The organism is Shewanella livingstonensis (genome assembly GCF_003855395.1).
In the GTDB taxonomy this organism is placed as follows: Bacteria; Pseudomonadota; Gammaproteobacteria; order Enterobacterales; family Shewanellaceae; genus Shewanella; species Shewanella livingstonensis.
Genome location: NZ_CP034015.1, coordinates 3,085,012 through 3,109,206, shown reverse-complemented (window position 1 = coordinate 3,109,206; position 24,195 = coordinate 3,085,012). Strand labels below are relative to the sequence as shown.

Here is a 24,195-nt window from a genome sequence, read left to right as displayed (position 1 = left end):
AAAAAGTTTAATTAATGCTCCCGAGAAGCTTGAACTCTGGTGTGAAAAAGCCATTGGTATGGGGTATTGGAGAGGTTTGGTTCCACTTAGTTTGCACACAGGTAATGGTGTTCGGTTAGTTAAGGAAGCAACAAAAAGAGTTAATGAAAAAGACCCTATGGCATACTCTACACTAGCTTGGCTATATGAAAGTGGTATGTTTATAGCGCAAGATATTAATCATGCTATTTCACTCCATAAAGAGTTTTTAGCATTGGATGTTGAGCTACCTAAATCGTCAGTTACTGCTGCTCATGAAGAGTTAGCAAAGCTGTATAAAATACAACAGAATTGGCTAGCGGTTAGTGATCACGCCCAGTACGTTTTTGATAATACTACGTTTGAGTTTAATAAAAAATATGCTGCTCAATTGATTAAGATCGCACAAGATAAATTAGTCGAGGAAGGGCATTCTAAGCATTAATAAAAAACAAACTTATTGATAGGTGTATATGAAGTTTACATTAATTATTTTTGCAGTCTTATTATTGACAGCGAGTCATTTTGCAGTTGCTTCTGATTGTATTCAAATAAAAGTGATAAAGCCTATAACAGTTCAATTTAATAGTGATGATGTTAAGTCAAAAAGGTTCGATGAAGTTAAACTTTTACATGAAGATAAATCGGGTATTTGCTTACCGACGCTTGATACCTATGTTTTAGCATATGATATGGGCTGTCTCTTGATCAGATCTCATAAGCTCTCGCCATCAGCAATCATTTCTTTCGCGACTCGGTAGCCTACAACATGAGACTGTAATGTACTCCAACCTTCCCAAACCGCCGTCCAGCTTGCGATCCCTGTTCGTTTGGTATCGGTGAAACCACCCAGCTTTGCGATTGATTGATACGCCCACTTCAGACTCGGCGCTCCTTTATCTTTATGCCCTCTAGGCTTATTAAACCGCATTAGCACCTTCCATTCATCTTCTTCGAGCACCGTGTCACAGCGTTGAGCCTCCACTGCTTTGGCCTCCTCAAGCAGCCCTTTTTTACGTAAATAATAAGGGAGGGTGATGGCTTCTCTGAGTTGCAGTAAACGGACGCCGATAAACGCTAAGATTGAAACCGCTCTTTCTAAATTCTTAGGCTCTGTCATTCTTTGGCGCTCAGCTCCTGCACCCGTTTTCCATGCTTTATGAAAATCTTCAATTCGCCATCTTGCGGTGTAAATATCAATAATATGAAGTGCTTGAATTAACGTATCGATTGGCTCTGTTGTTAATAACACCCAGCGCAACGGCTCGGTCACGTTTTTTGATGTTTTTTCTTGAGCGTACACCACATTGACAGGCTGAGTTTCACCTTTTGCTTTGAAGGTAACCTGTGCCACTTTAATTGTTAGCTTGGCTTTTCTGGCTACGCGGTTTACAGGCTTCCCTTTACTATTTTTTGTCCCTTTCTGGGCGATATCTATAGTGTATTCACCCAGTTCTGCTTGTGACTCAAGGTGTTCAAATAACTTAGGTCCTGTCTCAACCAGTGCTCTTGAATGTTTCGCTCGAACAACGAAACGTTCATTATGCTTCTGCTTATCTTGAATATAACTCAATATATCTGCTTCTCTGTCACACACTGAAATGACCCGTGACATGATGTCTCCCAAGCGTTGACGGCAGAAATAGGACGCTTCTGACCACTTACCACTTTCTTTTTCGTCAGCATCTTCAGGGTTATTAGGACGAAGCCAGTATTCTTGATGAATAAGCCCGATAGTCTGAGTCGTGAAGCTGTCTAATAGCAGGGTTGAATGAACCCACCAACCACGTGATTTATCTGTCGTCGTCCCAAGTTTGCCAAGCTCTTGTGCTACTTGGTGTTTGTAACTCAACGCAGTGGTGTCATCAATGGCTAATATCTCAGCATAGGGCTGGGCAAGCTCTGCAGTATGTTGAAAACCAGAAGCTCTAATCACTTCTGGAGAAATGTTGTCATTACGGATCAATCGATAAGCCCCTTCAACTTTAGCTTCATTACCTCGACATGATAAAGCGATTGACTTACCGCTACAACGCGCCATGTCGGCAGCAACTTCGATGACACGGTCAGTGCGACGTGAGTCACCAAATGAACCGTTTTTAAAGTGATTGTATGACCATTGCTCTGCGTTGAAAATAGACATTATTAATCTGCAAATTGATTGAGTTACCAGATCTGATCATCGATTTGTCACAAAGTTCATTTTGCTTCAGATTTGTGTAGAAGAGTCAGTGATATGGGTGTTCCGTATATTGCTGCTCGTTTGAAGGGGCATACACCAGACATCACATTAATAAAAAAAGATGAAATAGAGTATGTTTTGATTAAATATCATACTGGAAATAAGCTTCAAGTATTGAAAGGATACCAATATATTGACTCTACTCTAGTTGAAATCCCAAACTTGACGTTAAGTAGTAATTTAAGCGAAATCAATATCGTAAATGGAAGCATTGAAGTTAACAATAGCGAATTTGTTAAAGATAAGGTGATAAATAAATTGTCGTACTATGATTTTGATTTAACTGGCATACATAAAAAACATTAACAGAATATCCTTGCTAATCACCTCAGTGGTTATGCTGTCCAGGTTAACCGTATGAGTTTGTTTTTTATTCACAATAAATGATTACAACACTCATTTACGTCCAATGAATCATTAAGCGATTACTTACTGAAAAATTCAGTTTTAACAACATACTATAAGTGTAACGGTTCGCAGTACAAACAGAATAAGTATGATGTTAAATTGCAGAAGGCATTTGAAAAATATGACAAAAAGTAAATTCTCTAACGCTTTGTGGGTTTTACCCTTTTTTTTAGTTGCATCGTGTAGTGCTTCTCAGCTTGATAAGGCAGAAATTATATTTAAATGCCACGCTGATCAGCCTAAATCGATAGATGTTGTTATTAGTAAAATGGATAACTCGTTTAAATTAGCGCAATTCAATATTGAAAATTCAAAGTTTACTAATGCAGCATTAATTAGTGATATGAGTAAATCGAGCTACCATCGCTCTTTAGTTACAGAGCACAGTATGACTTTCACACACGGCGACAGTGAAGTTATCGTGAGTGACTACTACAGCGAAGAACTTAATATGATTACTAAAGAAACATCAGTAACAATACAAAAAAATGGTAAAAAAGAATATTGGCTTTGTGATGAGTCAGGTTTTAGTCAGTTGGGGTCTATTGAAGATTTCTAGTAAATTCAAATAGTAGTTATGATGTTTTTATTCGTTGGCCATAATTCTAAAGGTATAGGTAAAACAGTTATACCTTTAGCATTAAACATCTTAAACCAGACATCACATTAATAAAAAAGACGGAATAGAGTATGTTTTGATTAAATATCATACTGGGAATAAGCATCAAGTATTGAAAGGATACCAATATATTGACTCTACTCTAGTTGAAATCCCAAACTTGACGTTAAGTAGTAATTTAAGCGAAATCAACATCGCAAATGGAAACATTGAAGTTAACAATAGCGAATTTGTTAAAGATAAGGTAATAAACCAATGGTCATACTATGATTTTGACCTGACGGGCATACATCAAAAGCATTAACAGAATATTCTTGCCAATTACCTCAGTGGCTTTGCTGCCAGCCAATAAGACCGGTTAATGAAAGAGCATGGTGAAACTGAGATACACTATTGTTCGCTAAGATGATATTTCTTAGTATCACTGTTGTTCGCAAGGGGTGATTATTTGTTTAGTACCAGTATTAACTCAATAAACTTATCACTATAATATCTGACGCCTAATTTTATACCGAAATTAGCCTAAATCAACACCATCAACAACGTAAAGGAATACTATGCACGATATATTTGGCGAAATTAGACGCGAATTTTACACTCAAACAATCAAGGAGTGGTTAGGTTGGATTGTGGGGACATTTTTGCTAGTTGTGGTAATTAAATGGTTTGCTCAGCAATATGACGTTCCAGAATTTGAGTTTCATGTTTGGGTTTCAGCGACTCTTTATCTCTGGTATGTCTCTACTATTAGCTTATTAATCGGTAGTACCTACTTTATCGCCCGTAATGCTCAAACTATGTTAGAGAGGCGAGCCACACACCCTCAAAAGCCCGACAGTATAGATTTAACCAATGATTTAGTCAGGGTTAAAAAAATCAAGATTAAAGCCGCTATTATTGCCGTAGTTGCGCATCTTATTAATGCTAGTCTTGTTTACTTTATCACAGGCCACGTTCCAGGCATGACGTCTGAATATCAATTGTATGCTGTGATAGGTGTGTTTGCGATAGCTGCCATTAAACCTGCGATGTTAGCGGTAAATGCGGTTCGGATGGAGATTTTTGGCATGATTGAAGAAGCGGATTACCCACAACAATCTGTTGCTGATTTATGGCGAGTGGTGAATGACTTTACCGATTATGAAGATCGATTAGAAAAAGTATTTGAACGTGTAGAAGAGGTTAAGCAGGAGTTTAGCAGTGAAAAAGAGATTGCGATTGCTGATATTGTTGAAAAATTAACAGTATATAAAGCAGAATTACACGGGGTATTTGATGAGAAAATAACACTTTTCTCATCATCAGATAGCGCAAGAGAAACGGCTTATCATGCGTTAAAAGAAGCGCAGGCACCACTCAGTAAAGAAGTCTGTAAAATATTGGCGGAACTACAAAACTTACAAGGCTTTGTGATTGATTTACGTGATAAAAATATCAAGGGAGAGCAATTGATGTCAGCATTGAAAGAATTTGGTATTGAGTCATTGGCTGATTTAAATGTGAGCTTTCAAAAATCGATAGTGACGCATAATCCTCCCTTACGAAGTGTCCTATCGCCAATAGTAGATGAAGACATACGCAGCTAAGTGTTGTTTGGTTTTACTATCGACTTAGTGATGATGGACCACGGTACTTTACTCTAAAAATTGAATAACTCCTTAGTATAGAGAACATTTTGAGTGTTAATTCGATAATATACCTAATGGTTTTTTGCGAAATACGTTGTTAGTAGTTTAATAAATGGATAATCAAAAAGCAGGTAAATTACCCGTTAATGCACCTGCTTTTTCTGTTGGTCAAGTATTGCTTATACCCTAGACAATATCTTTATCTAAGGATTTGCCCTAGTGATTGAAGCTGGTCATATTCCACCTCATCCCTAATGGTAAAATAGTTTTTTCATTAATAACTTGTTATTGTTCTGTTTGGCTTGAATAAGCTTTTTATCGTGTAGTTTGCGACGGTTGATCTATGGTTTATTAATGGCATATGTGGATATTAGATGATAGATGCGGTTTGCACTTATGGTGGCGAAAGACATATATTCTCAATTTTAAAATTTCAGACGTTATCTGAAAGTGAAATTGAACAGTTTAGGCCGTTTTTAATGTGTCCTGTGTGTAAAGGCAAAGCGTATTATCGTAAGAAAAGCTCAGACGGTAAAGCAGCATGTTTTGGATCTCGATATCACATTGCAGGATGTGATGAAGGCTCATTATCTACTCAGCGGGAGCGGGAAGTTAGCCATAGTCGTGAAGTGAATCAAATCATTGCCAGCGCTGATGTGATTAGTATTGATTTCCTACTGTCAAAATCGATCAAACAAACTAAAGATAGGCCAAGCCGCGATAAGCAAATCACTGCCGTTGCGCTAAATCCAAAAGCCTATTCTAACCTTAAGCCTGAAAACATAAATCAACTAGACGCTAAAGCAAAACCGGCAAGTAATATTAAGACGTTAGGTTTAGATAAAATACTGAATAGTCTAATGCGCGGTAGCGATTTAGCCCAGTCTACAACCTTGATTGAACTTGATGTGGGTTATACATTCAAAGCCAAAAATTTGTTTGTTAATTTTGCTGATGCTGAACCTTGTGACAGTGTAAAACAAGCTAAGCCTAAAATGTACTGGGGTACTATTTCGCATCTCGACAAAGAGCTTGATTGGTTAAACCCATCTGATTGCAACGACGTTGGTATACTTCTGTCCAAATATAAATCAGCAATATTATCTCATTTCAACATATCAGAACCAAGACAGTTGGAAGGCGCAGGTATTATTGTATTCGGTAAGTGCTTTTGGAATGCCAAGAAAACTCGCAAAATCATTGAACTGTGGAATGCGGAGCGAATATTTATTTCAGTATTAGAAGAATGATTCAATAACCTTTATTTTTATCTTCTCTTCCCCTCCGCGTTATGCACAATTGATCAAAAGAAGCCGGGGTGCTTATCGCCATACCACTATGTGTTGCTGACAAAAATGAATTAACTTAATGATGAATAAAACTTTATTGTGTCCGGTCATACTTACAGGTTTTAGTTGTGGAATATTGCGTTGAGCTTTTAGTTTATGTTCTCTTATTTATCGCCGATCATCAGCGTGATTAGCGACGTGTGAAATTTTTTTTGGCTAATGTCATGCTAGCTATAGAGCTGCAAAAATGCACTTTGGATGTGGCTGCAACTAGATTGGTTTTGGTTGAACTGCACATAGTAATTTACTTTTATTCAAAGGTTATTGGTTACTTAATAGACTTGGCTTGGCAGAATCATATTTCACAGGAAGAGATATTAAGGTTAAAGACTATGATTTTGATTACTTAATATGCAGAGGTTCTGGCTATTATCTAAATATAAAAAAGCCCCAAGCGGCATCACTTTGGGGCTTTAATCGTGCTAGTTGAGGACAGGTTTAACTTGCCAACTCTAACCTTGTTTAAATACGTACCATACGTTTAAACATTAACAACCATAATATAGGCAGTAGCAAGATATAGAAAAACATTGCTTTAGCGCCGATATCGCCATAAAACAAGGTGTTGTTAATAAATCTCACTATACCCATAGGATCCCATGGCATGTAATGGATATTACCGTGTAAGAACATGGTAGCCACAATCATAATCGTAATAGCTATCCATTGTCTTGCTGGCTCATAACTGCGCACTACAAAAGTAGGAATGAATGCCGCTAGGCCAATGCTAATAAAGTTTTGCGCTAAGTGCATTGCGGTAGGATATTGACTACTATTAAACCACCACAATAGATTACCAGCAGCAGACTGACCAATTGCTATAATAGTTAACGCATAATAACCAATGCTAATGCACAGGCTGAACAGTACTAGTTTAATAAAATTCATTTAATTCCCTTAATCTAACATTCCATACAAATATTTATTGGCTGTATTTAAGCTTAAGCTACTGATTAATTACCGCATTATAACGCTCAAATGCAGCATCTAGATCGGCGATTAAGTCATCGGCATCTTCAAGCCCAATATGCAGGCGCAATAATGGTTTACTACTATCCCATTGGGTGGCGGTGCGGATATTGTTAATGCCAAATACGCCTAAAATCAAGCTTTCGAACCCGCCCCATGAAAAGCCCATTTTAAAATGAGCCATGTTTTCTACAAAAGCGGTCACTGACGCTAAGTCGCCTTGCTTAAGTACAAACGAGAATAAGCCATTACCACAGCTAAAGTCGCGTTTAAAAAACTCATGCCCAGGACATGTATCAAATGCAGGGTGGCGAACGTGATCGACTTCTGGACGAGAGGCTAACCAATTAGCCACTTTTAGAGCATTTTTGTTATGCTGCGCCATACGCACACCTAAGGTACGTAAACCGCGAGCGGCTAAATACACATCATCTGGTGAGGTGGTTTGGCCCATTACGTAACTATTTTCGCGAAGCTGCTCCCAATATTGCTCATTGGCTGTAGCTGTGCCCATCATGACATCGGAATGGCCAACTATGTATTTAGTTGCTGCTTGAATAGAAATATCGACACCCATATCAAAGGGGCGAGAATTAATCGGCGATGCCCAAGTATTGTCTAACATAACAATCATATTATGTTGGTGAGCAATACGACTGAGTGTCGGCACATCTTGCACTTCCATAGTGATTGACCCAGGTGATTCTAAAAATAACACTTTAGTGTTTGGGCGAATTAATTGGCTAATGCCAGCGCCTATCATGGGATCATAATAGGTAGTTTCGATACCAAAGCCCGCGAGCATTTTATTGCACAAATCGCGGGTGGGTTCGTATGCCGTGTCGACCATTAATAAGTGGTCGCCACTTTTTAAGAATGACAGTAAGGCGCTGCTAATGGCCGCTGCCCCAGAAGGATATAATGCGGTACCGGCGCCGCCTTCAAGTTCGCATATTGCTTGTTGAAATGAAAAATGGGTTGGGGTGCCACGACGACCGTAAAACATTTCACCATTAGTTTTGTTTTTAATCGCAAAACGCATTTCGTCCATGGTGTCGAATACCACGGTAGAGGCACGAAACACCGGCGGATTAATAATGCCTTTGGTAAATTTTTTATCACGCCCTAGGCTAACAATTTGGGTGGCGAGTTTATCGTCTTTGCTCATATCGTTTTATTTCCATTTTTAGCAGAGTTTATGCAGGTATTTTGGCTAAATATCATTGGTTGAATATTATTAATTAAATGTTATTCGCCAAATATCAATGGCATGGATAAATGCGCTGCAGTAAATTATTTGCGATTGATTGTTATCCTAGCACCAACACGCACAAATAAAGCGCCTAAATGTTGAGGTTGATTATTTTTCATCACTCAATGGTAAACTCAAACAAATTTCTACCCCTTCAACACCATTATCGATGATGTTTATAGCCTTAATAGTACCATGGTGAAAATCAGTGACTAACCGAGCAATATAGAGGCCTAAGCCCAGATGTGGCTTGCCGTTAATACCTTGTGGCCTAATTGACACCATAGATTCAAAAATTTGGCTGTTCATGTCTTTAGGCAGTAAAGGACCAATGTTACTAACCTTTAATAACGCTTGTTTTTGATATTGATTCAGGGTGACTGTAATAGCGCTAGCGGGTTGACTAAATTCGATAGCGTTGTTGATCAGCTTATCCATTAACTGGGCAATATATTCAGGCACACCGTCGCAATACATCGTTTTATCTTCTATGTGGACGGTAAATACTTGGTCTGGGTAGGTAATCTGATAGCCTTGCATACAGCCGCTAATGACTTTTTTTAATGAAAAGTGGCAGCTTTCTGCTTGTGTTAAACTGGCTTCTAAACGGGTTGCTTCGCTTAAGTTATTCAAAATAAGGTGCAAGCGACTAACGCCTTCTTGTGCGCGATTAACATACTTTTGCGATTGTTCATCAAGCTGCTGCAAGCCTAAATGTTCAAGTGAGCTACGTACTACGGCTACGGGGGTGCGCAGCTCGTGTGACAAGCGTGACGACATGTTTTCTAAATAATGTGTGTATTGACCTAGGCGGCTAACAATATTTGAAAAACTGCGCGATAAGTCGCCAATTTCATCACGATTTTTTGAGGCAATAATTTGTTGTTTTACACGTCCTTGGCTGTCGATGGCTAATTCTGCCTGATCGCGCAGACGACGTATCCGACTCGAAATACTCGAAGCAAAAATAAACAAGGCTAACGTGCCCATGCTCATAATGGTTAAAATGACGTTAAACAGTTTTTCTAATGCGCGGTTACGTAAACTTCGAATACCGTGAGTGGTTTCTTCTGCTATCACCACGCCCATTACCTTGTCGTCAATCCAAATAGGGCTGGCCGCAGCGAGTACTACGGCTTTATTGTCTGGCGTTAAGCGCCATGTAGATCCTTGCTTACCGCTTAACGCTTTTTCTATGTGGCTGCCAGTAAGTTCGGTTGAATCTTGCAGTGAATCGATAAAATCTTGTGGTGGACGAGTTAATATTTTGTAGTACAGCGGCAATATGTATTGCTGCTTAACGTGCTGCCAAAGCGTATCAGATTGATTGACGTCTAGGTCATCTGCCCATGTATTGGATGATGAACGAATATCACCAGACTTTGCTAATACACGGCCATGATTGTCGACGACCCAAATACGAGAGCTGTTGTGGCTCATGCCTTTAATGATGCTTTCAATTTCAGGCGAGGGCACCAGTACTGTGCCTAAGCTGGCAACTGAATCAGTGGCAGATGTGCCGATAATATTAACTAATTGCCTGGTTGTTTCATCGTTAACATTATGAATAGCAAAGCCTAATTTACTGCCGACCATTTCCAGTGGTAGCCTGAATTCAATATTGTAACCCTGGTCTGTTTTTAGCCATTGGCCTTGAATACGAGATTCTGGGGTAACTGGCATGGATTGGCTCGGATCGGCGGGTAATTCAAATGCACTTAGCCAGCCACTTTGTGTGTTGGCAATAATATAGCGTCTAAATTGCCCATCTGGCGATTGAGTGGCCATGACCAGGTGATCATTTCGGTCAATTCGCAAACTTTTACGGCTACGAAAAATAAGGTTTTGATCCGTGACATTAAAAAACCCATAAAGATACCCACCGTATTTACCCACCATATGGTTAAAACTAATATCGACTGGCTCGATTTCACTGCGTTGATAAAGCACATGTTCATTGGAGTAATTTAGGGTGCGATGTTGATATAAGTCCCAGTCACCTAGTTTGCCATCAAGTTGAATCGCGCCTGCTAATGGGTAAGCGTATAAGTCGCGACCTTTTTCAACTTGGTTTAAAAAGCTGGCTTGGTTATCAAATAATTTCGGCCGTTCATGCAGTGCGGTTGCAAGAGCTTGGGTGGTACCTTCAAGAGTCTTTTCTTGGCCATAGCGTAAGTACTTTTCCATTTCCCAGACATATTCATACCCAAGCCAAGGTAGGCAGAGTAGAAACAGCGACAAAATGACAACTTTGGCCCGCAGCCCTATGGGTAAATTCATCGATTAAATATTGTCCCAGCGATAACCCATACCATACACGGTATCGATACAGTCAAACTCAGTGTCGATAGCGATGAACTTTTTACGAATACGTTTTACGTGCGAAGTAATAGTACTGTCGTCGACGTAAATTTTGGCTTCTTGCATTAAATCTTGCCGACTGCGGACATGGCCAGGATGTTTTGCCATGGCGTGTACCATCCAAAACTCGGTAACGGTTAGTTCTATTGGTAGCGACTTCCAATATACCTGAATACGATTGCCATCAATAGTGAGATGGCCGCGCTCAAGTAAGTTGTCTTCAATTGGGCTTGAGCCGATTAATTCAGAACGACGAAATAAAGCTGCAATACGAGCTAGAAGGTGAGGAAAACTGACATCTTTGGTTAAGTAGTCATCCGCGCCTAAACGTAGGCCGCAAACGGTGTCAAAATCACTGTCTCTGGCGGTTAAGAAAATAATCGGCAAGCTGCTCGACATCGCCCGTAGTGACTGACATAAAGTAAATCCACCGTCAATTTCATGCTCTAAACCAATATCAATAATAGCTAAGTCAGGTAAACGTGCATTAAAGGCTATCATCGCGGCGGGTCGATTAGCGTAAGCTTGCACGCTATACCCTTGCTGTTGCAGGACATCTTTATAGTTTTCGCGGATAGCGGCTTCGTCTTCAACAATGGCAATTCGTTTCATGGGATGATTTCAATTAATTGGCTGATAAATAGGTACAGTGCTGACTATACAGGATTTTTTGGCCCAAAAAAGCCGTAAAAGGTAATTGCCATATTGTTGCCACATTTGATCGCCACATTGCCATTTTTGCTCCCCAATAAAGCCACCTATGAGGTGTTTAATAGCGACATAGAGTTAATCACCGCACATTAACTCATGTATTGATGATGACATTCATTTTTAAACTACCGCTTAAAGGGATTCTTTATGAAAAAGCAACTTATTGCCGCAACAATTATTTCTACCATGATGATTTCAAACGTCAGCTGGGCAAGTGACACGACGATGGCTGATGAACGTGAACACACAGAGGAGCTGGTTGGCTTGAGCTCAGGGATTATTCTTGGCGCTGTAATTGGCGGACCCGTAGGTGCTTTTATTGGCGCGTTAGCCGGCACCTTTGTGGGGAAATCTGTCGGTGACGGTGCAGAGTTAAGTGAGCAGAAACAGCAATTAGTGGAACAAGAACAACAATTGACTCAAACCAATGAGCAATTAATGGCCATGAGCACTAAGCAGCAATCGTTAGAGCAGGTGTCTGAAAAGTATTATCAATTACAGTCAAATCTAGCAGAGCAAAAAGCGAATCAACTGCAAACACTTAATGAATTAACCATTGGTATGAATGTGCAGTTTAAAACCGGATCGAGCCATATTGAGCCGTTATTTGAACAACAATTAGATAATGTGGCTTACATGATGAGCTTATCACCAGAGTTGACTATTGATTTAACCGGTTATGCCGATCGCCGTGGCGATAATGATTTTAATCAAGCATTGTCTGAGCAGCGTTTGGCTGAAGTAACTCAATACTTGGTTGTACAGGGTATTGAGCGAGAACGTTTGCACGGACAAGCTTATGGCGCGACCTTACCAATGCATCAAGAGCAAAATTTTGAAAATGACTTTTTTGATCGTCGCGTGACGCTCAAGTTAATGGCGCCAGGCTCTGAGCTCGCGGCGAACTAAATTCAAGGTTCATTATCTTTAAAAGTCGTTTTTACCTTTTTTGTTTATCATTTATTCATGTAGGCGCAAACAATGATGTTGTCGTTTACATGGGTAAGGAGCCACTATGCGCCCGTTTTATTTGATGCCACATGTTTCTGTAAAGCATATCTATAAATTACTGTGTTTCGGTTTACTATTTGTCATTTATGCCTGTATTACAAAGGCATTTGCATCACCGTCTGGATATCAAGATAACGATATCACTCAAGGTACCTTAGTGTATTTTACGCAAAACCAGGTGGTACAAGCCTTAGCACTTGATACACATGTGAGTATGGATGTGTCGGGTTTACTCAATCGCGTCACAGTTAAGCAAGTGTTTATCAATGATTCTGATCAGTGGGTTAATGGTCGATACCTATTTCCGCTGCCAGAAAATGCAGCAGTTGATAGCATGACGTTGCGTATTGGCGACAAGGTGATCGCTGGTCAAATTCAATCTAAAAAGCAAGCATTACAAACATTTGAAACTGCTAAAAAACAAGGCAAGCAAGCGAGTTTGTTACAGCAACAGCGACGTAATTTATTTTCTTCTGATGTTGCCAATCTTGGTCCACACGAGCAGTTAGTGGTTGAAATTAGTTACCAGCAAAAGATTGAATACCGTGACGGGTTATTTAGTTTACGTTTTCCATTAGCGATTACGCCGCGCTATACACCACAAACGGGACATGACTCAGAGCCGGCGCAGCCGCAAACTATGCCGGCTAATCACAATCAGGTTATGTCTAATGTTCAAGCTCATCCTCAATTAATGGTTAATATGCGAGTGAGTATTGATGCAGGATTTGAACTGAGCTCGTTAGATAGCTTGTATCATCCAATAAAACAGTCTAACAACGGTCATCGTTATAATGTGAGCTTTGCCGGTAAACACATTGCCGATCGTGATTTTGTGCTGCAATGGCAGGCTAATGTAGGTGCATTACCGCAAGCTGCAACGTTCTATCAAACGGGCAAAACCCACGTAGCTGACAATAATATTGGTCTTAAAGATACCGCTAATGTTGTAGGTACTGAGCAAAGGCAAGTGAGTTCCGAAGATAACAATTTGTACTCGTTAGTGATGTTAATGCCGCCCAGTGTTGAGGTGAGCGAGCAACATCTTATTGCTAGAGAGCTGATTTTAGTTATTGATACTTCAGGTTCTATGTCCGGTGAATCAATCTCGCAGGCCAAACAAGCGTTACAGTTTGCACTTGCCGGTCTGCGTGATATCGACAGCTTTAATATTATCGAATTTAATAGTGACGTGAGTATGCTGTCTGCAACACCATTGGCTGCTAATAGCCGTAATATTGGCCGAGCTAATCGTTTTATTCAGTCATTGGACGCTGATGGCGGCACCGAAATGCGCAGTGCATTACAAACTGCGCTGGTGGACAGCGTACAGCAAGATGCAGATCAAACCGATGCTCACAGTGAAATATTACGCCAAGTGATTTTTATGACCGACGGTGCCGTTGGCAACGAACAAGAGTTGTATCAGCTTATTAACGATCAGTTAGGTGACAGCCGATTATTTACCGTTGGTATTGGCTCAGCGCCTAATTCTGACTTTATGCGCCGAGCTGCGACTATGGGGCGAGGAACATTTACCTATATTGGCGATGCGACTGAAGTACAGCAAAAAATTGAGCAGTTGTTACATAAAATTGAGCAACCAGTACTAACCAATATTGGCCTATATTACCTTGATGGCAGCGTACCGGATTACTGGCCAACTACCATTAACGATTTATATCAAAACGAGCCACTTTGGGTGAGTATTAAATCGGCGTCACATCAGCAACAACCGATTATTGTCTCTGGTAATATTAATGGCCAATATTGGCAGCAACAACTTGATTTTGACGATAACCAAGCAGCAAAAGGCATTGATCTTTTGTGGGCGAATGCGCAAATCACCTCACTAGAGCTGTATAAAGACAGCAGTAATCGCCAGCGTGTTGATAAACAGGTGGAAGCGTTAGGTATCTTGTACCATTTAGTGACCAGCCAAACGAGTCTGGTTGCAGTGGATGTTACTCCGGTAAATCCATTAATTGATAACCCTATTGATGTTCAGTTACAAAATCATCTGCCTCATGGTTTACAAGCGGCACCGTCGTCGCAAGTGTTGCCACAAACGGGCACCGCCAGTCGGTTATGGTTATTAATTGGTTTTAGCTTATTGAGCTTAGGTTTATTGCACTATTTATGGTTAAGACAACGCTTGCCAGGTCAAGTTTTAGTGATTGAATCAAATGAATAAACAGGAGCATATTGATGTCGCAAACCATATCATCGACCAAACATTGGGTTGTTATTGTGCTCATGAGTGTATTGGGATGTGGACTATTAATGCAGGGAGGTTATATGCAAGCTAAAGCCCATTTTGCCCAATTTTTGATTGAACGCGCTTTTGAACAAACCTTGGTTGATAACCAACCTCATAAACCTTGGTCTTGGGCTGATACTCATCCGGTCGCTAAAATGCGCGTATTGCAGCAGCAAACAGATGGTTTACAACCTTTAGGTAGTGATTTGTATGTGTTAGCAGGAGCCTCTGGGCGTAATTTAGCCTTTGGTCCGGGATTGATGTTAGGTGGTGCAGCGCTCGGTGAGCAGGGACATACTATTATAGCAGGCCACCGAGATAGCCATTTTATGCGTTTACAACATGTTAAATTGGGCGATATCATCGAACTTTATAGTACAGAAGGGGAGCGGATGTTGTATCAAATAACCGCCACCCACGTGGTTCATGAAACAGACCTTGAAGTGCTTGCCCCTACGGCAGAAAAACACTTAACCTTAATAACCTGTTATCCGTTTGATCAGCTCTCTGGCAATGCCGAGTATCGTTACATTGTGGAGGCTAAACCAATCGATAAAAAACCACGATACAGGGTGAGTTAGCTATTTATGGCCACTTGTCTTAATTGCTAATAAAAAAGCAGAGTCCAATAGGGCTCTGCTTTTTTTCAGATAACCTGTGATTAGGCTCTCATTGATTTTTCACCCCGAGCTAAACCCACCACACCAGAACGTGATATCTCAATTACTTTGGTCATGTCGGTAATAGCATGGATAAACGCATCAATCTTATCGCTGGTTCCGACCATTTGGATCGTATAAATATTGGCGGTAACATCAACGATTTGACCACGAAAAATGTCCGCGGTACGCTTGACTTCTTCACGTTGATCGCCTTGGGCTTTCACTTTAACTAAGGCAATTTCGCGTTCAATATAGGCTGATTCGGTAATGTTAGCCACTTTTAGAATATCGATAAGTTTGTGCAATTGTTTTTCAATTTGCTCAAGAATATTGGCATCAGCAATCACGGTAATATTTAAGCGTGACAGGGTCACATCTTCAGTAGGTGCGACGGTTAAGCTTTCGATGTTGTAACCGCGCTGAGAAAATAATCCCACCACTCGTGACAAAGCGCCCGGTTGGTTTTCAAGTAACACAGAAATAATACGACGCATTAGCTTTTCTCCGTTTTGCTTAGCCACATTTCGTTCATCGCGCCGCCGCGAATGAGCATCGGGTACACATGTTCAGTCTCGTCTACGCTGATATCGACAAATACTAACTTATCCTTCATTGCCAATGCTTCAGCCAGCTTAGACTCTAATTCATCTGGATGGTTAATGTTCATTCCCACATGGCCATAGGCTTCAGCAATTTTGGCAAAATTAGGTACAGAATCCATATACGAATGTGAGTGACGACCTGAATAAATCATGTCTTGCCACTGTTTTACCATGCCAAGAAAACGGTTGTTCAAGTTAATGATTTTAACTGGAGTATCGTATTGCAACGCGGTTGAAAGCTCCTGAATATTCATTTGGATAGAACCATCACCTGTAACGCACACCACGGTAGCTTCAGGGAACGCCATTTTAACGCCCATTGCGGCAGGCAAACCAAAGCCCATAGTGCCTAAACCACCTGAGTTAATCCAACGACGAGGTTTATCGAATGGGTAATATAAGGCGGCAAACATTTGATGTTGACCCACATCTGAGGCCACATAAGCGTCACCATTAGTGAGTTTGTACAAGGTCTCAATCACTTGTTGGGGCTTGATTCTATCGGTTGTGCGATCAAATTCTAAACTTTTACGTGATCGCCAAATTTCAATATCGCTCCACCATGCTGCTATAGCAGTAGCATCATTAGTATCGTTAGACTCATCAAGTAGCTCTAACATGCTGTCTAAAATATTGTCGGCAGAGCCTACTATTGGAATATCGACCCTAACAGTTTTAGAAATAGAAGAGGGATCAATATCAATGTGTAAAATGGTAGCGTTAGGACAATATTTTTCAACATTGTTAGTCGTGCGATCGTCAAAGCGGACCCCGATGCCAAAGATTAGATCGGTGTTATGCATCGCCATATTGGCTTCATATAATCCATGCATTCCTAGCATACCTAAACTTTGCTTATGGGTACCAGGAAATGCGCCTAATCCCATTAGTGTGCTGACTACGGGGATGTTTAAGCGTTCTGCAAGGGCAAGGATTTGTGCATCACAACCGGAAATTATTGCGCCACCGCCGACGTATAACACCGGTTTTTTAGCGGCTAATAGAGCGTGCAAGCCGCGACGAATTTGGCCTTTATGGCCAACGGTAGTTGGGTTGTATGAGCGCATTTTAACGCTGTCTGGATAAAGGTAATCATGCAGTATATCTGGACTTAAACAGTCTTTTGGTAAATCAATAACCACAGGACCAGGACGACCAGTGGCGGCAATGAAAAAGGCTTTTTTGACTGTTTCTGGAATGTCTTTCGCATCGGTTATCAAAAAGCTGTGTTTTACGATAGGTCGCGAAATACCAATCATGTCACATTCTTGGAAGGCGTCATTACCAATCAAGTTACTTGGTACTTGACCAGACAATACAACCAGTGGAATTGAATCCATGTACGCGGTGGCAATACCGGTAATCGCATTGGTAGCACCAGGCCCAGAGGTCACTAACACTACGCCGACTTTACCCGTAGCACGGGCGTAACCATCTGCCATGTGCACTGCAGCTTGTTCATGACGGACTAAAATGTGTTCAATGCCGGATATTTTGTGCAGAGAATCGTAGATGTCTAGCACCGAGCCGCCGGGGTAACCGAAGATATGGCTGACACCTTCATCTATTAATGAGCGCACGATCATACTCGCGCCAGAAAGCTTTTCCATGAGTTAAATCCTTGTTAAGTTACCGTATGGTAAACAGTATCTTGTATACAACGACGGTAATCGTTTTAATCAATAAGTTTGAAGGGTAATTCAAACTCGAAGATTGAATATTGCTGTCGTAATATTCAATGGCTGGTTTCATCGTTACTGAAAAAGTAATTAGCCTCCATCTTATGTAAATTTATTTTTACTGCAACCCCTTTGGTTAATTATTTTTCTAGGTTGAAATAGTTTCATGTTTATGAGCTTGTTTTGTAATATTTGAAAGCCGTGAGGGTTTATCAGTAAATTTCTGCAGTATTTATAACCAAGTTAACATTTGAAATTAATGGTTTAGTATTCTGACTAGAAGGTTGAATAGGTAATCGCAGCAATATAATGAAGTGTATGGACATGAAGCACGAGTGCAATTAAGTTTCAGCTCTTTCATGAAAATAGTTTGTTTGATCAGCCTTGCGTTTGCCGGTGTGATGACGATTTTGCTTCGAGCCGTTGTTATCATCGGGGCTGAACCGGGTATTGATGAGTTAACATTCAGTACTTGGATAATGGGCTATATGTTGGGTGGTATGTTTGGTGGTTTTTTTATTACCAGTTGGATGAGTGCTGCGATTTCCTTTGGTGTTTATTCACTAATATGTAACAAACAAAAAGGTCAAAGGGTAACTGGAAAATTTGCAGTTTTAGTAAAAAGCGCTAGCAAGGCAATCTAAATTAACAGTATTCCTAAGTCGTTTAAGCGAAGGGCTGCGTTGCTTTGGCTTTTATGATGAATAAAGCTATCAATATCAATATCAATAGCTTTGTTCATCATAAGACTCTGTGAGTTAGATGGTATTGTTTTTCGATAGGGTACTTTGAAAGAACTGACACAGGCCAACTAATAATATTGCGCCAAGCATCAAGGCTGCAAAAGGTATTGCGCTACCGTCATAAAAATATGCCAGTAAAGGTCCAGCAACAGCACCAAAACCAAATCTTAGGGTGCCGATAACGGCAGTTGCGGTGCCAGTTTCTTGTTTAAACTTCATTAATACGATGGCGTCAGCATTGACCGACATCACCCCTAATGAACCCATTAATGGGATAAGCATTAATACGGTAAAGTGATAACTTAACTCAAGTAAATTAACCGAGAGCAAGCCCGTTGCGGCAATAATCCCAAAAAATGTCGCCACATGTAACATGCGTTTTGAACCGAACCGAGTCACTATTCTGGAGTTTACAATATTGGCGAGCATTAAAGCGCCCACATTGGTGCTAAATAAAATGGCAAATAAGGATTTATCTAAATTAAACACTTCCATGTAAATAAAGGGAGAGGCTGTTAAGTAGCAAAAGAAGGCAAATGAGGTTAACACACCACTGGATAAATTTAGTTTGACCCCATTTCGAGCAAATACAGTGTAGTACCCTCCTAAAAATGACTTTTGGCTACGACTACCTAGGTCTTTATCGCTGGGCATTTTGAGCTTAAATAATACTAAAGCTAATAAGGTAATGGCATAACAACTTTGGCTTAAAAAGATCAGGTGCCAATCGCCTAACTCCAAGATTAAACTGCCTAATGTGGGTGCTAAAAGCGGCGCTAACATCATAATAAGACTGACATAAGACATGCCTTTGGCGGTATTGTCGCCATAAATTTCTTTGATGTAACCGGGTACTACAACGGTGGCAGCAGCACCAATGAGAGCTTGTGCAAAACGTAATATCAAAAACTGTTCAATACTGGTACTGAGTGCAATCAATAAACTAATAATGGTGAAACCGAGTAAGCCAAAAATAACGAGGGGTCTTCGACCAATTTTATCGGCCAGTGGGCCAAAAATTAGCATGCCTAATGCATAGCCCGCCAGATAAATACTGAGTGATTGCTGCACTGTGGTGATGTCGGTATCAAATCCTAGCGCCAATATAGACATTGCCGGTAAGTACATGTCGATAGCTAAAGGTGTAATGGCGACAATAGCAGCAAGCATGGGGATTAGCATCGCTAAGTGGGGAATACCCACTGAAGCTGGAGATAAGTCTGACTTTGATGACGATACCACTTGGACCTCGTGTGCTGTAGGTGTAACTGCAGAAGATGTTAAATTAAGCAGACGCTAGTTTAGCATGATACAAGGCAAATATTGACGTTGATTTTGTAATGAATAATGTGTGCGGATAGTGGCTAAAAAAAGCTAAGTGATGAGTTTACCTGCATACATTTGACAAGAATTATATTACCAAATGTATATTCTAATAGCCTTATTCGTCATAGGAGTAGGCTGAGTTTAAGTCGTATTGATTACTTTTTTAGCATAAATATTTATTTATAACTCGTGAATGTGTCGTAATTATTTTGAAATAAAACTATGATAACCCCCTATATTATTGCTATTGAGGTTGTTGTGTTACTGAGTCGGTTGTATGAATTTATGCCTGGTCTAGAGACTTTTTCTCGTTACGAGCGAAACTGGCTTAAGGATGATGTACGTGCAGGTTTATCTGTTGCTGCAGTCGCTTTACCCGTGGCAATTGCTTATGCGCAGTTAACCGGCGTGAATGCCGCGGTAGGGTTATATTCATGCGTGTTACCGATGCTAATTTACGCCTTATTTGGCACCTCACGACAACTCATTGTTGGCCCTGATGCTGCAACTTGTGCGGTTATTGCTGCCGTTGTGACCCCTTTAGCGGCCGGAGACAGCCTTAAACATTGGCAATTAGTCATGACCATGACCGTAATGACCGGTTTTTGGTGTTTAATTGCCAGTCGATTTAAATTAGGTGTATTAGCTGACTTTTTATCAAAGCCTATTCTAATGGGGTTACTCAATGGCGTCGCGATTACCATTATTGTTGGTCAATTCTCAAAAATATTCGGTTTTACCTTTGATGAGAAGTACCTGCTTGAGCGCCTAGGTGGTGCACCGAATTATCTATCGCAAACCCATGTCCCCACACTCTTGATGGCTATCCTCACGGTGATTGTCTACTTTGTGATGAAACGCTTAAAACCGACTTGGCCGGCCTCAATGTTTGCTATCGCAGTGGGCGGTGGATTAGTGTGGCTTTTTCACTTAACCGATTATGATATTGCTGTCATTGGTAGTGTTGCAGGCGGTTTACCATCATTTCAAGCTCCGGTGTTTAACCTTGGTATTGCACGTGAATTAGTTATGCCTGCACTCAATTTAGCCATGGTGAGCTTTGTGAGTATGATGCTAACAGCCCGTAGTTTTGCGGCTAAAAATGGTTATGATATTGATGCAGACAAAGAGTTTAAAGCGTTAGGCTTAGCCAATATTGCTTCGGCTTTATCGCAAGGCTTTGCTGTTAGTGGCGCAGATTCTCGTACCGCAGTTAACGACGCTAATGGTGGCAAAACCCAATTAGTGTCAGTGATTGCTGCGGTATTGATTGCCATTGTTGCAGTCTTTTTAACTGCGCCGTTAGAGTATATTCCCAGCGCAGCATTAGGCGTTGTGCTCGTTATTGCGTCGGTACACCTTATCGACTTAAAAGCAATTTGGGGCTTACGTTTACGTGATCGCCAAGCTTTTTACTTAGCGTTGACAACTTTTCTTGCTGTACTGTTTATAGGGGTTATCCCTGGGATTACCCTAGCCGTTTTATTAGGCTTATTTCAGTTCCTTAGAACCGTTATGCGACCGACAGATCAAGTGTTGGGACTGGATGGCAAAGGTATTATTCGTAGTTTAGACAGCAGTGATAAAGCCGCATCTGTGCCTGGGGTGTTTATTTATCGGTTCAATTCTCCGCTGACCTATTTTAATGCTACCTATTTTAAGCGCCGTCTACTGGAGCGCTTTGCTCGGCAGAACCAACTTGAAACGGTTGAATGTGTGATTATCGATGCGGTTCCATGCTTTACCCATTTAGATATAAGCGTGATGGCAATGTTAACCGACATAGATGTGTTGTTTAAAAAGCGTGGGGTTAGCCTAGTGTTGGCTGGACGTAAACGACAGTTAATTAGCTGGTTTGAGCAAACCGATATGGTTTCAGGAGAAGAAGGGATCACCATTCGTTCAGACTTATATTTAGCATTAAAAATGCACCAAAGTCATGTTGCAGCTTATGAGGCACAATTGATCGATGAGAATCATGATGCCGAATCCACTGAAGCGGTACTCACACACAGTCAGATTTAACCTTTGGGTTAAGAGTTATTATGTACTAGCTTTAATTAAGCTTATGAATTTTAATGCTTTTAATAAGTGTTGTTCACGGCGGTTTTATTCTATAGAATCGCCGAAAATAATCAAGGTATGGCAATCATACTTTGTAATGACGCCTCCTCGAAAATCAGGCTCTTAATTTTCTTTCAGAGCCCTTGAGTAAAGTAAAAAGCGTAGTCTTTCTGTTGGATGTGGCATATATGGTTTCGCAAGTAAGTGAAGCAATGCTGGATGTGATCGCAGATGCGTTAGTCGATAAAGGGTATATCCTTTTATCTGATATCATTCCCGATTATCTAAGTTTAGCCTTGCTTGAAAAAATGCAAGCTGAGCAAGATATTGATTTTAAAAAAGCGGCTATCGGTCGAGGTCTGGAACAACAAATCAATGCCGAAATTCGTTCAGATAAAATTAGTTGGTTAAATAACCAAGATCATATTGACCGTGAATACCTATCGATTATGAGCCAATTAAAAGATGGCCTAAATCGTCGTTTATTTATGGGGTTATTTGATTTTGAAAGCCACTATGCAGTCTATGAACCCGGTGCATTTTATAAAAAGCATCTCGATGCACTGCACGGTAGCCAAAACCGTATTTTATCGACCGTTTTTTTCTTAAACCCTGACTGGCAAGAAAACGACGGCGGTGAATTAATTATTTATGATGAGTATGATTTACCATTAGAAGTCGTTAATCCACACATTGGTACCTTAGTGTTATTTTTAAGTGAGCGTTTCCCTCACGAAGTCAGGCCGACGATGAAAACTCGTAATAGTATTGCTGGATGGTTTAGAGTAAGTAATGCTAATCACGGTTTTTAATCATACTGGCTGTTGAACGCCATACTGAGCAAGTATTTTTGGCAATAAGCCTTAGCGACAATATTAAACTATATTTTGGGGATATGTTTTTAGGATATGAAGAGAAACATTGCCTCTGTTGGCTATAAATCTATATGCAGTTAAGGTAATGTAGTCTTTCAATAAAAGAAGTATTACCTTAAGCTTGGATTATTGTTACTTCATTACACATTTAATCCCTAGAATGCCATAGCGGTTGAACGCAGAACTGATTGGTATAATCATGTTTGCGAATGCGATTGAGTGCTAAGTAAGATGGCATTCTACGCAATCACAACACTTAGGTTGTTAGTACTGTTCGAGACAGTTGTATTTTCGATTATTGAAGCACAATAGCCTAGAGTTGAGCCATTTTTAATCTCTTTTTAGCGCATTATCAATCATTAACTTTATCTCCAAATTTCTAAAAACGAAGGGAAACAACCATGAACAAATCTGCTATGTGGGTTTTAACATTATCGGCACTGTGTGTCAGTATCACTGCACATGCAGAAGATGCTGCAGAAAAGGCATTTACTGATGAACTGCTTGAATGTGCAGCGTATTATCAAATTAGCTCGGAAGCGATTGCTGCGATGAATGCCCCGCAAATGAAAGCGGTGGGTGAGCGTTTAAAAACCTCCGCAATTGATGCCGTGGCGATAGCGGGTAAGTACCGTGCCCCTGAGCAAGTTGAAAAAGATGTTGTTGCAGCTAAACAAAAGCAAATTGATAAGTTAGCAGGGTCGAATAACTTAGGCGCATTGATGTCAAAGTACAAAGACTCTTGCAAATCAATTGTAACAGACCCACAGAAGCGCTTAGATTATTGGATTATGGCAACCATGTAATGGTTTGTTAGATGTAACGTAACCACGTAGAGGCAACTCTCGTGGTTATTTTTTTAGCCATCGTCCTTGTGGCGTTTGGATCATATGCCCAGGTTCAGCCGCTTCCATCACCTTTTGCGCCGCAAGAGTCGCGACTTTATCAAGGCTAATATCATGTCTTTTAGCGATGGTTTGATAGTAGTGTTTACGTTTTGCATTAATCGATAGTACTAACTGTTGTGTTTCGGGTGAGCTTATTACCATGCCTAAATAACCGTTTGTTTGCTCACCTACTAGTCTGGCTGTTTTGGCTTCTTGTAATGTCATTGCCCAAGCTGTACTACTCCATAATAAACTGGTTAAGCATAGTACGGTGGCTAAAGTGAATGTCGATTTCATCTTGATAACCTCTGCTTAAAATAACTCATCATTTTCAAGTAGATTATTGAGCTCTTTTTCTACTTTGATTTTTATTTCATGTTCGATTTTAACATTTAAGTTAATGACAATTGGTTTGTCTGGAGGCTCTATCTTAACGGTGGGTGTGCAGGCTGATAACCATAATGATGTCATTATGGTGCTGATGCTAATTACATATATCGATGAATGTTTCACGTGTATTATCCTTTTA

At 40.4% G+C, this 24,195-nt stretch carries 23 protein-coding genes; 13 read left to right on the top strand and 10 right to left on the bottom strand.

All coding sequences use genetic code 11. From position 1 onward, the window contains the following. The first annotated feature begins 58 nt into the window (after positions 1 to 58). Positions 59 to 463 carry a hypothetical protein gene (locus EGC82_RS13435; RefSeq protein ID WP_164839135.1) on the top strand — a complete coding sequence of 135 codons (405 nt, stop codon included), beginning with the start codon at positions 59 to 61 and terminating at the stop codon, positions 461 to 463. Between the two features lie 270 nt (positions 464 to 733). Here EGC82_RS13435 and EGC82_RS13430 read toward each other — a convergent pair whose 3' ends face one another. Continuing rightward, positions 734 to 2,161, bottom strand: coding sequence for an IS4 family transposase (locus EGC82_RS13430; protein WP_124731116.1), 1,428 nt, complete (start codon positions 2,159 to 2,161; stop codon positions 734 to 736). Positions 2,162 to 2,254: 93 nt separating this feature from the next. Between EGC82_RS13430 and EGC82_RS13425 the strand changes: the two genes are divergently transcribed. From EGC82_RS13425 to EGC82_RS13405, 5 genes are all read left to right on the top strand, one after another. Next, positions 2,255 to 2,566: a hypothetical protein gene (locus EGC82_RS13425; protein ID WP_124731212.1), complete on the top strand. Its 312-nt coding sequence runs from the start codon at positions 2,255 to 2,257 to the stop codon at positions 2,564 to 2,566. 126 nt (positions 2,567 to 2,692) lie between these two features. Beyond that, the gene (locus tag EGC82_RS21855) at positions 2,693 to 2,803 is read left to right on the top strand and encodes an N-acetylmuramidase domain-containing protein (protein WP_124732654.1); all 111 of its coding nucleotides are present in this window, start codon (positions 2,693 to 2,695) and stop codon (positions 2,801 to 2,803) included. Beyond that, a complete protein-coding gene (locus EGC82_RS13415) occupies positions 2,790 to 3,227 on the top strand; it encodes a hypothetical protein (RefSeq protein WP_124731211.1) in 438 nt (145 codons plus the stop codon). The genes EGC82_RS21855 and EGC82_RS13415 overlap by 14 nt, the downstream gene beginning before the upstream one ends. 617 nt (positions 3,228 to 3,844) lie before the next feature. Then, the gene (locus tag EGC82_RS13410) at positions 3,845 to 4,873 is read left to right on the top strand and encodes a hypothetical protein (protein ID WP_124731210.1); all 1,029 of its coding nucleotides are present in this window, start codon (positions 3,845 to 3,847) and stop codon (positions 4,871 to 4,873) included. A gap of 416 nt (positions 4,874 to 5,289) precedes the next feature. Next, a complete protein-coding gene (locus tag EGC82_RS13405; protein WP_124731209.1) occupies positions 5,290 to 6,165 on the top strand; it encodes a hypothetical protein in 876 nt (291 codons plus the stop codon). 561 nt (positions 6,166 to 6,726) lie between these two features. On the opposite strand, the gene EGC82_RS13400 is transcribed toward EGC82_RS13405, so the two are convergent. The 4 genes from EGC82_RS13400 to pdsR all read right to left on the bottom strand — a co-directional run bounded on the left by EGC82_RS13400 (position 6,727) and on the right by pdsR (position 11,458). Then, positions 6,727 to 7,152 carry a hypothetical protein gene (locus EGC82_RS13400; protein WP_124731208.1) on the bottom strand — a complete coding sequence of 142 codons (426 nt, stop codon included), beginning with the start codon at positions 7,150 to 7,152 and terminating at the stop codon, positions 6,727 to 6,729. Between the two features lie 58 nt (positions 7,153 to 7,210). Next, a complete protein-coding gene (locus tag EGC82_RS13395; RefSeq protein ID WP_124731207.1) occupies positions 7,211 to 8,401 on the bottom strand; it encodes a cystathionine beta-lyase in 1,191 nt (396 codons plus the stop codon). A gap of 192 nt (positions 8,402 to 8,593) precedes the next feature. Continuing rightward, positions 8,594 to 10,765, bottom strand: a complete 2,172-nt coding sequence (gene pdsS / locus EGC82_RS13390; RefSeq protein ID WP_124731206.1) for a proteobacterial dedicated sortase system histidine kinase — start codon at positions 10,763 to 10,765, stop codon at positions 8,594 to 8,596. A 3-nt stretch (positions 10,766 to 10,768) separates the two neighbouring features. Then, positions 10,769 to 11,458 carry a proteobacterial dedicated sortase system response regulator gene (gene pdsR, locus EGC82_RS13385; protein WP_124731205.1) on the bottom strand — a complete coding sequence of 230 codons (690 nt, stop codon included), beginning with the start codon at positions 11,456 to 11,458 and terminating at the stop codon, positions 10,769 to 10,771. Positions 11,459 to 11,704: 246 nt separating this feature from the next. Between pdsR and pdsO the strand changes: the two genes are divergently transcribed. From pdsO to EGC82_RS13370, 3 genes are all read left to right on the top strand, one after another. Then, positions 11,705 to 12,466 (top strand): sortase-associated OmpA-like protein PdsO, encoded by a 762-nt coding sequence (gene pdsO, locus EGC82_RS13380; RefSeq protein WP_124731204.1) that lies wholly within the window; start codon positions 11,705 to 11,707, stop codon positions 12,464 to 12,466. 106 nt (positions 12,467 to 12,572) lie between these two features. Continuing rightward, entirely contained in the window at positions 12,573 to 14,762 is a 2,190-nt protein-coding gene (locus EGC82_RS13375; protein WP_124731203.1) for a marine proteobacterial sortase target protein, read from the top strand. 14 nt (positions 14,763 to 14,776) lie between these two features. Next, the gene (locus EGC82_RS13370) at positions 14,777 to 15,409 is read left to right on the top strand and encodes a class GN sortase (RefSeq protein ID WP_124731202.1); all 633 of its coding nucleotides are present in this window, start codon (positions 14,777 to 14,779) and stop codon (positions 15,407 to 15,409) included. 80 nt (positions 15,410 to 15,489) lie between these two features. Here EGC82_RS13370 and ilvN read toward each other — a convergent pair whose 3' ends face one another. Further along, a complete protein-coding gene (gene ilvN / locus EGC82_RS13365; protein WP_101087532.1) occupies positions 15,490 to 15,984 on the bottom strand; it encodes an acetolactate synthase small subunit in 495 nt (164 codons plus the stop codon). Further along, complete coding sequence (locus EGC82_RS13360) at positions 15,984 to 17,702, bottom strand: acetolactate synthase 3 large subunit (protein WP_124731201.1); 1,719 nt, start codon at positions 17,700 to 17,702, stop codon at positions 15,984 to 15,986. Before EGC82_RS13360 ends, ilvN begins: the two co-directional genes overlap by 1 nt. Positions 17,703 to 18,106: 404 nt before the next feature. Here EGC82_RS13360 and EGC82_RS13355 point away from each other — a divergent pair, with 404 nt between their 5' ends. Continuing rightward, positions 18,107 to 18,415 (top strand): hypothetical protein, encoded by a 309-nt coding sequence (locus tag EGC82_RS13355; protein ID WP_124731200.1) that lies wholly within the window; start codon positions 18,107 to 18,109, stop codon positions 18,413 to 18,415. Positions 18,416 to 18,529: 114 nt separating this feature from the next. On the opposite strand, the gene EGC82_RS13350 is transcribed toward EGC82_RS13355, so the two are convergent. Further along, positions 18,530 to 19,696 (bottom strand): multidrug effflux MFS transporter, encoded by a 1,167-nt coding sequence (locus EGC82_RS13350; RefSeq protein ID WP_124732653.1) that lies wholly within the window; start codon positions 19,694 to 19,696, stop codon positions 18,530 to 18,532. A 366-nt stretch (positions 19,697 to 20,062) separates the two neighbouring features. On the opposite strand from EGC82_RS13350, the gene EGC82_RS13345 reads away from it, so the two are divergent. The 3 genes from EGC82_RS13345 (at position 20,063) to EGC82_RS13335 (ending at position 23,585) form a co-directional block, all read left to right on the top strand. Further along, a complete protein-coding gene (locus tag EGC82_RS13345) occupies positions 20,063 to 21,865 on the top strand; it encodes a SulP family inorganic anion transporter (RefSeq protein ID WP_415837626.1) in 1,803 nt (600 codons plus the stop codon). Between the two features lie 227 nt (positions 21,866 to 22,092). Next, positions 22,093 to 22,716, top strand: coding sequence for a 2OG-Fe(II) oxygenase (locus EGC82_RS13340; RefSeq protein WP_124731199.1), 624 nt, complete (start codon positions 22,093 to 22,095; stop codon positions 22,714 to 22,716). 479 nt (positions 22,717 to 23,195) lie between these two features. Then, entirely contained in the window at positions 23,196 to 23,585 is a 390-nt protein-coding gene (locus tag EGC82_RS13335; protein ID WP_244212590.1) for a hypothetical protein, read from the top strand. Positions 23,586 to 23,630: 45 nt separating this feature from the next. Here EGC82_RS13335 and EGC82_RS13330 read toward each other — a convergent pair whose 3' ends face one another. Both EGC82_RS13330 and EGC82_RS13325 read right to left on the bottom strand, forming a co-directional pair. Beyond that, positions 23,631 to 23,963, bottom strand: a complete 333-nt coding sequence (locus tag EGC82_RS13330; RefSeq protein WP_124731197.1) for a YdbL family probable chaperone protein — start codon at positions 23,961 to 23,963, stop codon at positions 23,631 to 23,633. A 15-nt stretch (positions 23,964 to 23,978) separates the two neighbouring features. Next, positions 23,979 to 24,137 (bottom strand): YnbE family lipoprotein, encoded by a 159-nt coding sequence (locus EGC82_RS13325; protein WP_124732651.1) that lies wholly within the window; start codon positions 24,135 to 24,137, stop codon positions 23,979 to 23,981. Positions 24,138 to 24,195: the final 58 nt, after the last annotated feature.

Bases quoted from the DNA above. Each gene is read 5' to 3' on its own strand.
- EGC82_RS13435 (WP_164839135.1), top strand. From the start codon at position 59: ATGGGGTATTGGAGAGGTTTGGTTCCACTTAGTTTGCACACAGGTAAT.
- EGC82_RS13430 (WP_124731116.1), bottom strand. From the start codon at position 2,161: ATGTCTATTTTCAACGCAGAGCAATGGTCATACAATCACTTTAAAAAC.
- EGC82_RS13425 (WP_124731212.1), top strand. From the start codon at position 2,255: ATGGGTGTTCCGTATATTGCTGCTCGTTTGAAGGGGCATACACCAGAC.
- EGC82_RS13415 (WP_124731211.1), top strand. From the start codon at position 2,790: ATGACAAAAAGTAAATTCTCTAACGCTTTGTGGGTTTTACCCTTTTTT.
- EGC82_RS13410 (WP_124731210.1), top strand. From the start codon at position 3,845: ATGCACGATATATTTGGCGAAATTAGACGCGAATTTTACACTCAAACA.
- EGC82_RS13405 (WP_124731209.1), top strand. From the start codon at position 5,290: ATGATAGATGCGGTTTGCACTTATGGTGGCGAAAGACATATATTCTCA.
- EGC82_RS13400 (WP_124731208.1), bottom strand. From the start codon at position 7,152: ATGAATTTTATTAAACTAGTACTGTTCAGCCTGTGCATTAGCATTGGT.
- EGC82_RS13395 (WP_124731207.1), bottom strand. From the start codon at position 8,401: ATGAGCAAAGACGATAAACTCGCCACCCAAATTGTTAGCCTAGGGCGT.
- pdsS (WP_124731206.1), bottom strand. From the start codon at position 10,765: ATGAATTTACCCATAGGGCTGCGGGCCAAAGTTGTCATTTTGTCGCTG.
- pdsR (WP_124731205.1), bottom strand. From the start codon at position 11,458: ATGAAACGAATTGCCATTGTTGAAGACGAAGCCGCTATCCGCGAAAAC.
- pdsO (WP_124731204.1), top strand. From the start codon at position 11,705: ATGAAAAAGCAACTTATTGCCGCAACAATTATTTCTACCATGATGATT.
- EGC82_RS13375 (WP_124731203.1), top strand. From the start codon at position 12,573: ATGCGCCCGTTTTATTTGATGCCACATGTTTCTGTAAAGCATATCTAT.
- EGC82_RS13370 (WP_124731202.1), top strand. From the start codon at position 14,777: ATGTCGCAAACCATATCATCGACCAAACATTGGGTTGTTATTGTGCTC.
- ilvN (WP_101087532.1), bottom strand. From the start codon at position 15,984: ATGCGTCGTATTATTTCTGTGTTACTTGAAAACCAACCGGGCGCTTTG.
- EGC82_RS13360 (WP_124731201.1), bottom strand. From the start codon at position 17,702: ATGGAAAAGCTTTCTGGCGCGAGTATGATCGTGCGCTCATTAATAGAT.
- EGC82_RS13350 (WP_124732653.1), bottom strand. From the start codon at position 19,696: ATGCTAATCCCCATGCTTGCTGCTATTGTCGCCATTACACCTTTAGCT.
- EGC82_RS13345 (WP_415837626.1), top strand. From the start codon at position 20,063: ATGATAACCCCCTATATTATTGCTATTGAGGTTGTTGTGTTACTGAGT.
- EGC82_RS13340 (WP_124731199.1), top strand. From the start codon at position 22,093: ATGGTTTCGCAAGTAAGTGAAGCAATGCTGGATGTGATCGCAGATGCG.
- EGC82_RS13335 (WP_244212590.1), top strand. From the start codon at position 23,196: ATGTGGGTTTTAACATTATCGGCACTGTGTGTCAGTATCACTGCACAT.
- EGC82_RS13330 (WP_124731197.1), bottom strand. From the start codon at position 23,963: ATGAAATCGACATTCACTTTAGCCACCGTACTATGCTTAACCAGTTTA.
- EGC82_RS13325 (WP_124732651.1), bottom strand. From the start codon at position 24,137: ATGACATCATTATGGTTATCAGCCTGCACACCCACCGTTAAGATAGAG.